The following is a 14,237-nucleotide window of genomic DNA, read 5'->3' on the forward strand; positions in this document are numbered from 1 at the left end:
GTGATTACCTCATCAACCGTCGTCAATTCAGTGGTAGAAAAACTTCGGGCCGCTTTGGCCCGAGGTCAGTGGCGCTCCGGAGAAATGTTGCCTGGGCAACGTGAACTGGCCGAACAACTGGGTATCAGCCGTCCGAGCCTGCGTGAAGCCGTCATCGTTCTGGAAACCCTCGGACTGGTGCGCTCGATGCCGGGCAAAGGCGTGGTGGTGCTCGAAGCCAATCTCGCAGACAGCCAGGCCCATGACAACGCGGTAGCCGCAGCGAGCCTGGAAGACGTGCTGCAACTGCGCTACACCCTTGAGCCATTCATCGTCGGCCTCGTCGCGCAGTCCATCAGCAGCAAAGAGGTCGGGCAACTGCGCCTGACCTTGATGGACATGCGCGAAGCCCTGGAGGCCAATGACAGTGAAGCCGGCGTAAACGCCTACATTGAGTTCCACGAAGAGCTGTTCACGCTGACGTCGAACCCGATCTTCCAGAGTGTGGTGCAGCAAACCAGCAATGCCCTCAAGCAAAGCGCCGAAGTGTTGCGCAACTCCCCGGAGCATCTGGCCGAGCGACTTGAAGAAAACGAAGCCGTGGTGCGGGCAATCCGCAGCAAGAACAGCGCCCAGGCCAGCGCCGAGATGCGCCGGCACATTCTGCGCGAAGGTCAACGCATGGGCATCGAACTGAACATCCCGGAAGACAACCTCGGCAGTTGAAACCTCTTCGAACTGGAGATCGGCCATGAACCGCTTCGCCTCGCCACAAACACTCGCCACCCTGCCCGTCCGCCCTTCCGTGGATGATCTGTACTCACGGGTCCTCGAGGCCATTTTCGAGCAGCGCATCCATTCGGCCAGTCGCTTTACGGAAGAAAGCCTTGCGCAGATGTTCGGTGCAAGGCGCAGCGACATGCGGGAGGTGCTGAGGCGACTGTCCCATCAGCACATCATCCTCCTGCGCGCCAACCATCGTCCCCGCGTCACCGAGCCTGATGCCGAGCAGACCCGGCAGACACTGCACGCCCGTCGGCTGGCCGAGATCACGCTGTTGCGGCTGGCCGCTCAGCGAGCCTGCGCGCAAGACTTGAAGCGCCTGCGGACACTGGTCGAAAACGAGCGTCAATGCGCCGAGCGTGGCCGGGCGATTCGTTTGTCGGGAGAGTTTCATTTGCAGTTGGCACAAATGGCGGGAAATGCACCGCTAGCGCATTTTCTTGAAAGCCTTGTCCCACTGACTTCGTTGGCGATTGCGAAGTTTGCTCTGCAGCAGAAGGATTATTGCGCAGGAAAAGTGCACCTAGAGATTCTCGATGCGCTGGAGCGAGGAGATGCAGCAACGGCGCAAGTCGCGCTCAACCGGCATCTGGATTATCTGGAAGACTTGTTGCTGAGTCCTGCGTCGGCACTGGGTCAAAACTGTGCCGCCGGTTAGACCGCTTTCGCGAGCGGGCTCACCCCCACAGGCAACTGCACTTTAAATGTGGGAGCGAGCCTGCTCGCGATGGCGGCTCAAAGCTCGCTGCAATTTCTGACTTTACTGCGCCGCCACACGCGCAAACCCCTCGCGAATCTTCTCTTCCGGCAAATCGTCAGCAATGAACACGATCACGCTTTCACGCGATTCATCGTCAGCCCACTCCGTGTCCCAATCGAATCCGTACAACTTCAGGACACCCTGAAACACCATCCGCCGCGGCTCGCCGAGGATGTTCAACACGCCTTTATAGCGCAGCAACTGCTTGCCATGCTCCTCCAGCAGCTCGTTCATGAACTCGCTGAGTTTGTCGATATCCAGCGGTTTTTCGGTGCGCAGGACCAGACTGGAAATACGGTCGATGGACGGTGCCTGGCTGACCGGTCGCAAACTCACACCGCCACCGAGGTCGGCGTTGAGATTGAAACCGCGTACGTCCAGCAATTCGGCCAGGTCGATCTTGCCGTGGTCGACCACGCGGATCGGCGCACGACGGTTGATGCGGGTCAGGCGTTCGCTCAATGCGGTGAAGATCGGTTCGTCCACCAGATCGCGCTTGCTCACCAGCAAGCGGTCGGCGAAACCGATCTGCGCCTGGGCGATGGTCTGGGTCAGGTGCAAGTCGGCATGTGCCGCGTCGACCAGCGTAATGATGCCGTCGAGGATGTAGCGTTCGCGCAGTTCTTCATCGATGAAGAAGGTTTGCGCCACGGGTGCAGGATCGGCCAGGCCGGTGCATTCGATCACCAGTCGGTCGAAGGCGATATCGCCTTGGTCCAGACGTTCGAGCAGCAGATAAAGCGCTTTGGTCAGGTCCGTATGGATGGTGCAGCAGACGCAGCCGTTGGAGAGTGTCATCACCTGGACCGGTTCATCACCCAACAATTGGGTATCGATACCGGCGTCGCTGAATTCGTTCTCGATCACGGCGATTTTCAGGCCGTGCTCGGCCTTGAGCAGGTGGCGCAACAGGGTGGTCTTGCCGGCGCCGAGGAAGCCGCTGAGGATCGTGACCGGGATGGGGGAGGACAAACGGGTTCTCCTTGGAAATGGAAACGCAAAAACAACTGTAGGAGCGAGCTTGCTCGCGATGGACGCAAGGATAACGCGAGCATTCAGACAGCACGCGTTATCGTTGACGTCCATCGCGAGCAAGCTCGCTCCCACAAGATCAACAGCACTTCGGCCCACCCTTGCCACCGTAACGGGCTTCCTGACGCTCGCGAAAGAACATCTCGTAGCTCATCACCGGTTTGTCCGGGTGCTTGGTCTGCATGTGCTCGACGTAGTTGTCGTAGTCGGGCATGCCGACCATCAGGCGCGCGGCCTGACCGAGGTATTTACCGAGGCGACTCAGGTCATTGAACATGATGCAAATCCTCGATCACGCTTCCGGCAGAGCCTGGAATGGCGCTTCTTTATCCGTACGCTCTTTGCTGCCCCAGGCGGAAATACCGACCTTGAGCGCATAGAACAGGATGCTGAACACCACGCACAGAAACAGCGCGGTCAGCGTGGCGTTGGTGTAGGCGTTGAAAATCACATGCTGCATCTGCGTGATGTCCTTGGCCGGGGCGAGGATCTGGCCGTTAGCCAATGCATCGCTGTATTTTTTCGCCAGGGCGAGGAAGCCGATCGCCGGGTTGGCATCGAACAGCTTGATGAAGCCGGCGGTGGTGGTACAAATCAGCAACCACATGGCTGGCACCAGGGTCACCCAAATGTAGCGCTGGCGTTTCATCTTGATCAGCACCACGGTGCCGAGCATCAGCGCGATACCGGCCAGCATCTGGTTGGAGATACCGAACAGCGGCCACAAGGTGTTGATGCCGCCCAGCGGATCGATCACGCCCTGGTACAGCAGATACCCCCACATGGCCACGCAACCGGCGGTGGCGATCAGGTTGGCGGTCCAGGATTCGGTGCGGCGCAGGGCCGGCACGAACGAACCGAGCAGATCCTGAAGCATGAAGCGCCCGGCACGGGTACCGGCGTCGACTGCGGTCAGGATGAACAGCGCTTCGAACAGGATCGCGAAGTGGTACCAGAACGCCATGGTGTTCTCGCCCGGCAGAACACTGTGCAGGATCTGCGCGATCCCCACCGCCAGGGTCGGCGCACCACCGGCACGGGCCAGGATGGTGGTTTCACCAATGTCATGGGCCACCGCTTGCAGGGCTTCCGGCGTGATCGCGAAGCCCCAGTTACTGACGGCTGTCGCAACGGCCACAACATCACCGCCGACCACGGCCGCCGGGCTGTTCATGGCGAAGTACACGCCAGGCTCGATCACCGAGGCGGCGACCATGGCCATGATGGCCACGAAGGATTCCATCAGCATGCCACCGTAACCGATGTAGCGGGCATTGGTTTCGTTATCCAGCAGCTTTGGTGTGGTACCGGAAGAGATCAGCGCGTGGAAGCCCGACACCGCGCCACAGGCGATGGTGATGAACAGGAACGGGAACAGACCGCCCTTCCAGACCGGGCCGGTGCCGTCGATGAACTGGGTCAGGGCCGGCATTTTCAGCTCGGGCATGGTCACCAGGATGCCGATGGCCAGGGCCACGATGGTGCCGATTTTCAGGAAGGTCGACAGGTAGTCACGGGGTGCCAGGATCAGCCACACCGGCAACACCGCGGCAACGAAACCGTAACCGATCAGCATCCAGGTGATCTGGATACCGGTGAAGGTAAAGGCCTTGGCCCACACCGGATCCGCGGCAATCTGCCCGCCGAGCCAGATCGAACCGAGCAGCAACAGCACGCCGATCACCGAGATCTCACCGATGCGGCCCGGGCGGATGTAGCGCATGTAGATGCCCATGAACATCGCAATCGGGATGGTCGCCATCACCGTGAAGATCCCCCAAGGGCTCTCGGCCAGGGCCTTGACCACGATCAGCGCCAGCACAGCGAGGATGATGATCATGATCAGGAAGCAGCCGAACAGCGCGATGGTGCCGGGGATGCGGCCCATTTCTTCACGGACCATGTCGCCCAGGGAGCGGCCGTTGCGGCGGGTGGACATGAACAGGACCATGAAGTCCTGCACGGCACCGGCCAGCACCACGCCGGCGATCAGCCACAGGGTGCCGGGCAGGTAGCCCATCTGCGCCGCCAGTACCGGACCGACCAGCGGACCGGCACCGGCAATGGCCGCGAAGTGGTGACCGAACAGCACGTGTTTGTTGGTCGGAACATAGTCCAGACCATCGTTATTGAGCACAGCCGGCGTGGCCCGTCGCGCATCGAGCTGCATGACATTGTTGGCGATGAACAGACTGTAGTAACGGTATGCGACCAGATAGATGGCCACGGCAGCGACCACAATCCACAAGGCATTGATTGCCTCCCCTCGGCGTAATGCCACAACACCCAGGGCGCACGCACCTACGATTGCCAGCACCAGCCAGGGCAGATGGCGTAGCGGGCTATTATTATTTTTCATTTTATTATTCCAGCCAGAGTGGACAAGAAAGACAGCCACACCGAGTTTAGCGCTCCTGACGGCAAAGGCCATACCCCGACATAGGTCTGGACACCCGCCAGCGTTGGCAGCCTTGAAGAATGCAGGTCTATAGTCAGCGTACATCTACGAGGATCGTGCCATGAGCGAGCACCCTGCCGACCGTCGCCGCTTCAAACGTATTGCATTCGATGCCCGAACCGAGCTGAGTCAGGGTGAGTTCACCTGGTCGGTGAAGTTGGTTGATCTGTCGTTCAAAGGGGTGCTGATTGAGCGACCCGATTCGTGGCAGGGCAATCCGCAGCAGGACTTTCTGATCGACATTCATCTGAGCGAAGACGTCGACATCACCATGGATGCGAAACTGGCCCACGATGACCATGACCAACTCGGCTTTGCCTGCCTGCACATCAGCCTGGAGTCCATAGAACGGCTGCGGCGGCTGATCGAGCTCAATCTGGCCGACGAGGTCGAACTCGAACGGGAGTTGGGGGCACTGATCGAAATCTGAGCGCACCTCCCTGTAGGAGCTGCCGCAGGCTGCGATCTTTTGATCTTGAAAATGCAAGATCAAAAGATCGCAGCCTGCGGCAACTCCTACAGGGAGACAATCGTTACTCGAAGAGTGCGTCGAGCGCCTGCTCCAGACGGGTCACGGCAATAATCTGCAACCCCGGTGGCGCCTCCTTCGGGGCATTGCCCTTGGGCACGATGGCCCGCTTGAAGCCGTGCTTGGCAGCTTCCTTCAAACGCTCCTGACCGCTCGGCACCGGTCGCACCTCACCGGACAGCCCCACTTCGCCGAACACCAGCAGATCGTGAGGCAACGGCCGGTTGCGCAAACTGGACATCACCGCTGCCATCAACGCCAGATCGGACGCCGTTTCGAGCACCTTGACCCCGCCGACCACGTTGAGAAACACGTCCTGGTCGTGGGTCGGAATGCCACCATGACGGTGCAGCACCGCCAGCAGCATCGCCAGCCGGTTTTGATCCAGCCCCAGCGTGACCCGCCGCGGGTTGGCCAAATGACTGTCGTCCACCAGCGCCTGTACCTCCACCAACATCGGCCGCGTGCCTTCCCACGTCGCCATCACCACACTGCCCGGGACCTCTTCCTGGGCCCGGGTCAGAAAAATCGCCGAAGGGTTGGAGACTTCTTTCAGGCCCTTGTCAGTCATGCCAAACACGCCCAGTTCATTGACTGCACCGAAACGGTTCTTCACCGCGCGCAGCAGACGCAGACGCCCGTCGGACTCGCCTTCGAAATACAGCACAGTGTCGACCATGTGCTCCAGAACCCGAGGGCCCGCCAGCGCGCCTTCCTTGGTGACGTGCCCCACCAGGAAAATCGCCGTACCGCTCTGCTTGGCATAACGCACCAGCAACGCCGCGCTTTCACGCACCTGGGATACACCACCCGGTGCCGATTGCAGTTGCTCGGTAAAGATCGTCTGGATCGAGTCGATCACCATCACCCGGGGCTTTTCCTGGCGGGCCGTGGCAATGATGGCTTCGATGCAGGTTTCGGTCATGACCCGCAGTTGATCCTGAGGCAAACCCAGGCGTCGCGCACGCATGGCCACTTGCTGTTGGGATTCTTCACCGGTGACGTACAGTGCCGGCATGCTCTTGGCGAGGTTACACAACGTTTGCAACAGAATGGTCGACTTGCCGATGCCCGGATCGCCACCGATCAGCACCACCGAGCCATCCACAAGGCCACCACCCAGAACCCGGTCGAGTTCGCTGGAAGCGGTGGAGAAACGAGGAACTTCTTCGACACTGACTTCAGCCAGCGTCTTGATCTGCGCCTGCTGCCCGGCCCAGCCGGTCCGACCGCTGGGGGCGGCTGCCCCGCCGCTTTCCACCATGGTTTCGGTGAGCGTGTTCCAGGCCCCGCATTCACCACACTGGCCGGCCCATTTGGGGAAGGTTGAGCCGCACTCGGTGCAGCCGTACATGCGCTTGGCCTTGGCCATCGGAACTCCCGGAAAAAACGCGATGATAGCTCAGCTGAGGCACGCGAGTGCGGGCAGATATTTTGTAATCTCTTGAATGATGTCAAACAGCCTTATTACATTCGTGTTTTTTTTGAAACACGACCGCTATACAAAAACCTTGTATAAGTTTTCACACAACACACTCAACAAACTCTTGATACGAGCCTCACTACCGCCTTAAAAACTTATACAAGCTTTATTCACTATCATACCTGATGCATAACTTAAAAATACTCAAACAAAACCGAGTCCAAACTAACAAAACAGTTAACAGCACTGCAGTCAATTTCAATGGCGGCTTTTTGTTTAACAACTACCCGAACAATTTCAAAACCCCAACTCAAGGATGGTCCTTCAACCTGGTTCGCTCATACAGCGAAGTCATATCGCTGAAACAAATCCAAAAGCGAACCGCCGCAGAAGGGCTGACCGGCCCACAGATGAGATCAATCGACGAGCTCTCCATGCCCCCCCCTGATCTATTGCCGGCAAGCACGGCAGGCCGTTGATTCGAGCAGAATGCGATTGGCTGATTTACACTGCGTTCATCAACCTCATCTGTAACAAGGAAATAACCTATGGGCGTGCTAAACGAGTTCAAGGCCTTCGCGGTCAAAGGCAACGTGGTCGACATGGCCGTCGGCATCATCATCGGCGCAGCCTTCGGCAAGATCGTCACATCGTTTGTCGGTGACCTGGTCATGCCGCCAATCGGGATGCTGATCGGTGGCGTGGACTTCAGTGATCTGGCCATAACGCTCAAGGCAGCAGAGGGTACGACTCCGGCGGTGGTGCTGGCCTATGGCAAATTCATCCAGACCATCATCGACTTCATCATTGTCGCCCTCGCGATCTTCGTGGGCGTCAAGGCCATCAACCGCCTGAAGCGCGAAGAGGCCGTGGCCCCTAGCCTGCCGCCGGTTCCAACCAAGGAAGAAGAGTTGCTGGGCGAGATCCGCGACTTGCTCAAGGTCCAGAACAACCGGCCTTGACCGCGCCAGCCTAAAAACGGCGCCTTCGAGGCGCCGTTTTTTTTACCAGAAGTTTTCCACCGCCACCTGACCGGGTCGCCGACTGAGGCTCAAGTGCATGTCCCGCAGTTTAAGCAGCTTGCGCGTGTCATCGATCATCTGCGGATTGCCGCACAGCATGACCCGTGAGTGTTCAGGCGTCAGCGCAACACCCGCGGTGCGCTCCAGTTCGCCGCTTTCAATCAGTGTGGTGATCCGCCCGTTCAATGCGCCAGGATGTTGTTCACGAGTGACCGTGGTGATCAATTGCAGTTTGTGTGCGTACTCGGCCAGATAGTCACGCTGCGTCAGACCCGCGATCAGTTCCTGATAAGCCAGTTCCCGGGCTTCACGAACGCTGTAGACCAGGACAATTCGCTCGAATCTCTCCCAGACTTCGAAGTCCTGCAGTATCGACAGAAACGGCGCCACGCCGGTCCCGGTGGATAACAGCCATAGATCGCGCCCATCGACAAAACGGTCCGGCGTCAGGTAGCCAAAGGCCTGGCGGTCGACCAGCAATTTGTCGCCAACAACCAGCCGGCTGAGCTCGCTGGTGAACTCACCGCCCGGTACGACAATGGAAAAGAACTCGAGGAACTCGTCAAAGGGTGAGGACACCATGGAGTAGGCGCGCCATACCGTGCTGCCATCAGCCCTGGTGACGCCCAACCGGGCAAACTGCCCCGCCCGAAAACGAAACCCCGCATCCCGCGTGGCACGCAGGGTAAACAGGTTCGGGGTCAACGGATGAACCTCGAGCAAGGTCTGACGGGTAAATTTTTCTTCGCTGACGGACATGGAAGGCTCCAATCAATAGATACCTCAGTGTCCCGCAAAGACGGCAGCATAAACACAGACATTTTGTAGTGTTATTGAATGTGCAACTTATTGATTATTCGAATCGAGAAACACCAGCCAACTTAAAATGACATATGGCATTTAACATTTCACGCACGACTTAAGAACCCGGAACACACTTTTCAGCAGTTAAAAGAGCAAAATCGTCGAACCACACTTGTCGGACATGTCCTACACTCCGTCACGTGTCGGACCTCGGATCCAAAGTCAGCACCTTCCGAAACATACTGTTGGAGAACCCCGTATATGGAAATCTGGAAGGAGTCACAGCTTCAACTGCTTTCTCAAACACAGGACATTCATACGGCCTATCGAATATCACTGAATTTCGTCAGGAACCTTGGATATAAATTTTGTGCCTTTTCAACCATTTCAGCCAACAGTCGCACTGATTGCTGCCCCGTCAACCTGAACAACTATCCACACAACTGGAACACACAGTATGAACAAAGCAATGCCAGCGAGATTGACCCAGTAGCGGCCTATTGCAATCACTCCATGCTACCCGTGCTCTGGAGCAAAGAGCTCTTCTGCGCAACCCCGTGGTTATGGCAACTGCTGCAACAGCAAGGCTTGGCGCATGGCTGGTCGCAAGCAATTCACGATGAAGAAACCGGCCTGCGCAGCATTCTCAGTCTGGCCCGAAGCCATTGCCCGATTTCAGCCTATGAGCTGTACGAGAATCTTGGATTCTCGGTGTTCATCAGTCGCCACCTGCACGCCCTGGCGATCGGGATGCAACCGAAAAAACCGGTTCGCACTCAAGCGCCCCCCTTGTCACGGCGGGAAATCGAAGTATTGAAACTGTCGGCCGATGGCAAGACGGCTTATGAAATTGCCAGGATCCTCAATTTGAGTGAACGCACGGTCAACTTTCATGTGCACAGGGCTATCGAAAAGCTCGGCGTCAACAACAAGATGGCGGCAGTCATGGCCGCGGTCCGGGCCAAAGTCATCTGAAAACACCCGACCGCGGGAAAACCTGCGGGTAATCCAGGCAAAAAAAACGTACCATTTGCGGTCCCTCCTGAGTGATGGCGTGTAAACCTTCACGACGCAGTACACTCGGACGGCTCCGCCCGCACCAACGCCTGAGGGCAGCGGGACATCCGTTGATTACCCAGAGCCCCGCCCCATGCCTTTGCTCGAAACACCTTTCGCCAGCCTCGACCTGATCCGCCAGCCTGAACAGCAGAACGAACCGTTGCAAGCTTTCGATGCGGCTGATGAATACCTGCTTAACCATCTGGCGGAACAGCAACCGACGGCCGATACCCGGGTATTGGTGCTCAACGACAGTTTCGGCGCCTTGGCGGCCAGCCTGGCGGGCAAGGTGCGGGTAGTCAGTAGCGGTGATTCATTCCTGGCCTTGCAGGGTCTTGAAAAGAACCTGGTGCGCAACGGCCTGGCGTTTGATGCGGTACCGAGCGTCCCCGCCAGCGAGCCCCCCGTCGGGCCATTCGACTGCGCGCTGATCCGCGTACCGAAAACCCTGGCACTGCTGGAAGAGCAACTGATCCGCCTGCAAGGCCAACTGGCACCCGGCGCCCAAGTGGTCGCCGCGGCCATGATCAAGCACTTGCCTCGGGCGGCGGGCGATTTGCTGGAGCGTTACATCGGCCCCGTACAAGCCTCGCTGGCGGTGAAGAAGGCGCGGTTATTGATTGCCACGGCGCAAGAAAAACCCTCGGCTGTGTCACCTTACCCGACACGGTACAGACTCGACGAACCGGCTATCGAACTGCTCAACCACGCCAATGTGTTTTGCCGCGAAGGCCTGGACATTGGCACCCGAGCGTTTTTGCCACATCTGCCAAAAAACCTTGGCTCGGCGCGGGTTGCCGATCTCGGCTGCGGCAACGGCATCCTGGCCATCGCCAGCGCCCTGCAAAACCCCGAGGCCCATTACACGCTGGTGGACGAATCGTTCATGGCCGTGCAATCGGCTGCCGAAAACTGGCGCGCAGCGTTGGGTGAGCGGGAAGTGATCGTACGTGCCGGCGATGGACTGGCCGGCCAGGAAGCGCAATCGCTTGACGTGGTGCTGTGCAATCCGCCGTTTCACCAGCAACAGGTCGTGGGCGACTTCCTGGCCTGGCGGATGTTCCAGCAAGCGCGCGAAGCGCTGGTTGTGGGCGGCGCGCTGTACATCGTCGGCAATCGTCACCTGGGTTACCACAGCAAGCTGGCGCGATTGTTCCGTGGCGTCGAGCAAGTGGCAGCCAATCCGAAATTCGTGATCCTCAAGGCGCGCAAGTAACAGGCAAAAAAAACCCTCCGCTCGGAGGGTTATAAATCCGCGCCTTGAGGCTGCGGGAGAGATGTCAGTGCGTCGTCAGGCCGGCCGCGTTCATGAACAGACGCATCAGGCTGGCGACGATGAACAAGGCGCCCACGCTGCCGACCCAGATCAGGGCCAACCAGCCAAGCCGCTGCCACAGCGGTTTTTTTTCGGCTTCTTCAATGTCGTGCAGGGTGTGTTTGCCGGACATGACTCAATTCTCCAGTAGAGAGGGTTGGCGCCTTTGAAGACGCCATCGCGAGCAAGCTCGCTCCCACAGGTTCGTTGTGCAGCACACTAGTGATACCCGTCTTCATGGGTGACCTTGCCGCGGAACACGTAGTAGCTCCAGAAGGTGTAGCCCAGGATGAACGGGATGATGAACAGCGTGCCCACCAGCATGAAACCCTGGCTTTGCGGCGGCGCGGCGGCGTCCCAGATCGAGATCGACGGCGGGATGATGTTCGGCCACAGGCTGATGCCCAACCCGCTGTAACCGAGGAAGATCAGCACCAGGGTCAACAGGAATGGCGTGTAATGCGCGTTGCGGGCCACGGCGCGGATCAGGCCGTACATCGTCACCAGCACCAGAATCGGCACCGGCATGAACCAGAACAGATTCGGCATGGTGAACCAGCGTGCGGCGATTTCCGGGTGGGCCAACGGAGTCCAGATGCTGACGATGCCGATCACCGCCAGCAGTACGAAGGCCAATGGCCGTGCCAGGTCATGCATCTGCTCCTGCAACTTGCCTTCGGTCTTCATGATCAGCCAGGTGCAACCGAGCAATGCATAGGCCACCACCAGCGCCGCGCCACAGAACATCGTGAACGGTGTCAGCCAGTCCAGTGAACCACCGGCGAACTGCCGGTTGACCACCGGCAGCCCATCAATGAACGCACCGAGCGCAACGCCCTGGAAGAACGTCGCGGTGACCGAGCCACCGATGAACGCCTTGTCCCACAGGTGACGCTTGTCGTCTTTGGCCTTGAAGCGGAACTCGAAGGCTACACCGCGGAAGATCAGCCCGATCAACATCAGGATCAGCGGCAGGTACAACGCCGAGAGCACCACCGAATAGGCCAGCGGAAACGCGCCGAACAGCGCCGCGCCCCCCAACACCAGCCAGGTTTCGTTGCCGTCCCAGACCGGGGCGACGGTGTTCATCATCACATCGCGATCAGTCTTGCCCGGAATGAACGGGAAGAGAATGCCGATGCCCAGGTCGAAACCGTCCATGACCACGTACATCATGATGCCGAAGATGATGATCACGGCCCAGATCAGCGGAAGATCAATACCCATGATTCAAATCTCCTTGGTCAGGCTGTGGCCGGCATCGGCGTGATCGTCGTCGGCTGCGGACAGCGGACGGGCCGGAGTGCGTTTCTGGCCGGGGCCTCCATCGTTGGTTTCCTTGCCTTCGTCGATCTTCGGCCCCTTGCGCACCAGGCGCATCATGTAGCCAAGACCGGCGCCAAACAGGGCGAAATACACCACGACGAACAGGATCAGGGTGATGCTCATCTGCATGACGCTATGGTTGGACGACGCATCCGCCGTGCGCATCAGGCCGTAGACCACCCACGGCTGACGGCCGATTTCGGTGGTGAACCAGCCGGCGAGGATCGCGATCAGGCCTGACGGCCCCATCCACAACACCAGGTACAGGAACGGCCGCGAGGTGTAGAGGGTGTCGCGCTTGCGCAGCCACAGGCTCCACAAACCGGTGAAGATCATCAGCATGCCCAGGCCCACCATGATCCGGAACGACCAGAACACAATGGTCGAATTTGGCCGGTCTTCAGGCGGGAACTCCTTGAGCGCCGGGACTTGCTTGTCCAGCGAGTGAGTCAGGATCAGGCTGCCCAGGTACGGGATCTCGACAGCGAACCTGGTTTTCTCCTCCTTCATGTCCGGCCAGCCGAACAGGATCAGCGGAGTCGCTTCGTTACCCTTGTTTTCCCAGTGGCCCTCGATCGCGGCGATTTTCGCCGGCTGATGCTCAAGTGTATTGAGGCCGTGGAAGTCGCCGATGACCGCCTGGATCGGCGCGACGATCAATGCCATCCACATGGCCATCGAGAGCATTTTGCGGATCGCCGGGTTGTCCTTGCCACGCAGCAAATGCCAGGCCGCAGAGGCCCCCACGAAGAAGGCCGTGGCTACAAACGCCGCCGTGGCCATGTGCATCAGGCGATAGGGGAACGATGGGTTGAAGATCACTGCCAGCCAGTCGGTGGGTATGACCTGCCCGTTGACGATCTCGAAGCCCTGCGGGGTCTGCATCCAGCTGTTGGACGCGAGAATCCAGAAGGTCGAGATCAGCGTACCGATGGCCACCATCACGGTGGCGAAGAAGTGCAGGCCACGCCCGACCTTGTTCCAGCCAAACAGCATGACCCCCAGGAACCCCGCCTCGAGGAAGAACGCCGTGAGCACTTCATAGGTCAGCAACGGCCCGGTAACCGATCCGGCGAAGTCCGAGAAGCGACTCCAGTTGGTACCGAACTGATAGGCCATGACCAGGCCGGAAACCACGCCCATGCCGAAGTTGACGGCAAAGATCTTCGACCAGAAATGGTAGAGGTCACGGTAGGTGTCGTTATGGGTTTTCAGCCACAGGCCTTCGAGTACCGCCAGGTAACTCGCCAGGCCGATGGTGATGGCCGGAAACAGGATGTGGAACGAGATGGTGAACGCGAACTGGATTCGGGCGAGATCAAGTGCCTCTAAACCGAACATAAGTCTTCCTCTGTCAGGTAGTACGGCTGCTGGCTGAAAGCCTGCACCCACGGCCCCCACGGATATGGAGTGTGGCGAATCTCTGTTTGTTCTTTTTTTGCACGCATCACAACGCAGGGAGTCTGGCCTTGCGGCCGCTGGATCAATTCCTTTTGCGGGTTTTGATCTGGATCAATCAACGTTGAAAGAGTAGTCCCAATTTCGGGGATGAACCGCGTGGTCTATTGCCGCGTGACAAGTTGCCTCATGGCCTTGGTCACGAGCTGAAATACATTTCCTGTGGGAGCGGGCTTGCTCGCGAAGGCTGAGTGTCAGTCAACATTGATGTTGAAGCTGATGCCCCCTTCGCGAGCAAGTCGAATCGTCGCACCGCCGCTCCCACAGGAAAATCGATGTCTGGCTAACT

General features: G+C 58.7%; 14 protein-coding genes. 6 read left to right on the top strand and 8 right to left on the bottom strand.

Annotation, left to right across the window (positions count from 1 at the left end; all coding sequences use genetic code 11):
* Together Q8X48_RS18230 and Q8X48_RS18235 are read left to right on the top strand one after the other, a co-directional pair.
* A complete protein-coding gene (locus Q8X48_RS18230) occupies nt 1–705 on the top strand; it encodes a FadR/GntR family transcriptional regulator (protein WP_407801069.1) in 705 nt (234 codons plus the stop codon).
* Nucleotides 706–730: 25 nt separating this feature from the next.
* Nucleotides 731–1,420 carry a GntR family transcriptional regulator gene (locus Q8X48_RS18235; RefSeq protein WP_407801051.1) on the top strand — a complete coding sequence of 230 codons (690 nt, stop codon included), beginning with the start codon at nt 731–733 and terminating at the stop codon, nt 1,418–1,420.
* Between the two features lie 102 nt (nt 1,421–1,522).
* On the opposite strand, the gene yjiA is transcribed toward Q8X48_RS18235, so the two are convergent.
* From yjiA to Q8X48_RS18250, 3 genes are all read right to left on the bottom strand, one after another.
* The gene (gene yjiA, locus Q8X48_RS18240; RefSeq protein ID WP_407801049.1) at nt 1,523–2,494 is read right to left on the bottom strand and encodes a GTPase; all 972 of its coding nucleotides are present in this window, start codon (nt 2,492–2,494) and stop codon (nt 1,523–1,525) included.
* 139 nt (nt 2,495–2,633) lie between these two features.
* The gene (locus tag Q8X48_RS18245) at nt 2,634–2,831 is read right to left on the bottom strand and encodes a YbdD/YjiX family protein (protein ID WP_007895266.1); all 198 of its coding nucleotides are present in this window, start codon (nt 2,829–2,831) and stop codon (nt 2,634–2,636) included.
* A 15-nt stretch (nt 2,832–2,846) separates the two neighbouring features.
* Complete coding sequence (locus tag Q8X48_RS18250) at nt 2,847–4,913, bottom strand: carbon starvation CstA family protein (protein ID WP_407801047.1); 2,067 nt, start codon at nt 4,911–4,913, stop codon at nt 2,847–2,849.
* 160 nt (nt 4,914–5,073) lie between these two features.
* Between Q8X48_RS18250 and Q8X48_RS18255 the strand changes: the two genes are divergently transcribed.
* Nucleotides 5,074–5,442: a PilZ domain-containing protein gene (locus Q8X48_RS18255; RefSeq protein WP_407801045.1), complete on the top strand. Its 369-nt coding sequence runs from the start codon at nt 5,074–5,076 to the stop codon at nt 5,440–5,442.
* 103 nt (nt 5,443–5,545) lie between these two features.
* On the opposite strand, the gene radA is transcribed toward Q8X48_RS18255, so the two are convergent.
* On the bottom strand, nt 5,546–6,913 hold the full coding sequence (gene radA, locus Q8X48_RS18260) for a DNA repair protein RadA (protein WP_007981045.1): 1,368 nt from the start codon (nt 6,911–6,913) through the stop codon (nt 5,546–5,548).
* A gap of 599 nt (nt 6,914–7,512) precedes the next feature.
* On the opposite strand from radA, the gene mscL reads away from it, so the two are divergent.
* Entirely contained in the window at nt 7,513–7,926 is a 414-nt protein-coding gene (gene mscL / locus Q8X48_RS18265; protein ID WP_015096912.1) for a large-conductance mechanosensitive channel protein MscL, read from the top strand.
* A gap of 42 nt (nt 7,927–7,968) precedes the next feature.
* Here mscL and Q8X48_RS18270 read toward each other — a convergent pair whose 3' ends face one another.
* Nucleotides 7,969–8,745, bottom strand: coding sequence for a ferredoxin--NADP reductase (locus Q8X48_RS18270; RefSeq protein ID WP_407801042.1), 777 nt, complete (start codon nt 8,743–8,745; stop codon nt 7,969–7,971).
* A 306-nt stretch (nt 8,746–9,051) separates the two neighbouring features.
* Here Q8X48_RS18270 and Q8X48_RS18275 point away from each other — a divergent pair, with 306 nt between their 5' ends.
* On the top strand, nt 9,052–9,765 hold the full coding sequence (locus Q8X48_RS18275; protein WP_407801040.1) for a helix-turn-helix transcriptional regulator: 714 nt from the start codon (nt 9,052–9,054) through the stop codon (nt 9,763–9,765).
* Between the two features lie 175 nt (nt 9,766–9,940).
* The gene (locus Q8X48_RS18280; RefSeq protein ID WP_407801038.1) at nt 9,941–11,065 is read left to right on the top strand and encodes a methyltransferase; all 1,125 of its coding nucleotides are present in this window, start codon (nt 9,941–9,943) and stop codon (nt 11,063–11,065) included.
* A gap of 64 nt (nt 11,066–11,129) precedes the next feature.
* On the opposite strand, the gene Q8X48_RS18285 is transcribed toward Q8X48_RS18280, so the two are convergent.
* From Q8X48_RS18285 to Q8X48_RS18295, 3 genes are all read right to left on the bottom strand, one after another.
* Nucleotides 11,130–11,297: a DUF2474 domain-containing protein gene (locus tag Q8X48_RS18285; RefSeq protein WP_095942044.1), complete on the bottom strand. Its 168-nt coding sequence runs from the start codon at nt 11,295–11,297 to the stop codon at nt 11,130–11,132.
* Nucleotides 11,298–11,383: 86 nt separating this feature from the next.
* Nucleotides 11,384–12,391, bottom strand: coding sequence for a cytochrome d ubiquinol oxidase subunit II (cydB, locus tag Q8X48_RS18290; RefSeq protein ID WP_217836421.1), 1,008 nt, complete (start codon nt 12,389–12,391; stop codon nt 11,384–11,386).
* Between the two features lie 3 nt (nt 12,392–12,394).
* Nucleotides 12,395–13,831, bottom strand: a complete 1,437-nt coding sequence (locus tag Q8X48_RS18295) for a cytochrome ubiquinol oxidase subunit I (protein ID WP_407801035.1) — start codon at nt 13,829–13,831, stop codon at nt 12,395–12,397.
* Between the last annotated feature and the right edge of the window lie 406 nt (nt 13,832–14,237).

It is taken from the genome of Pseudomonas sp. QLc11A (assembly GCF_052112305.1).
Taxonomy (GTDB): domain Bacteria; phylum Pseudomonadota; class Gammaproteobacteria; order Pseudomonadales; family Pseudomonadaceae; genus Aquipseudomonas; species Aquipseudomonas laurylsulfatiphila.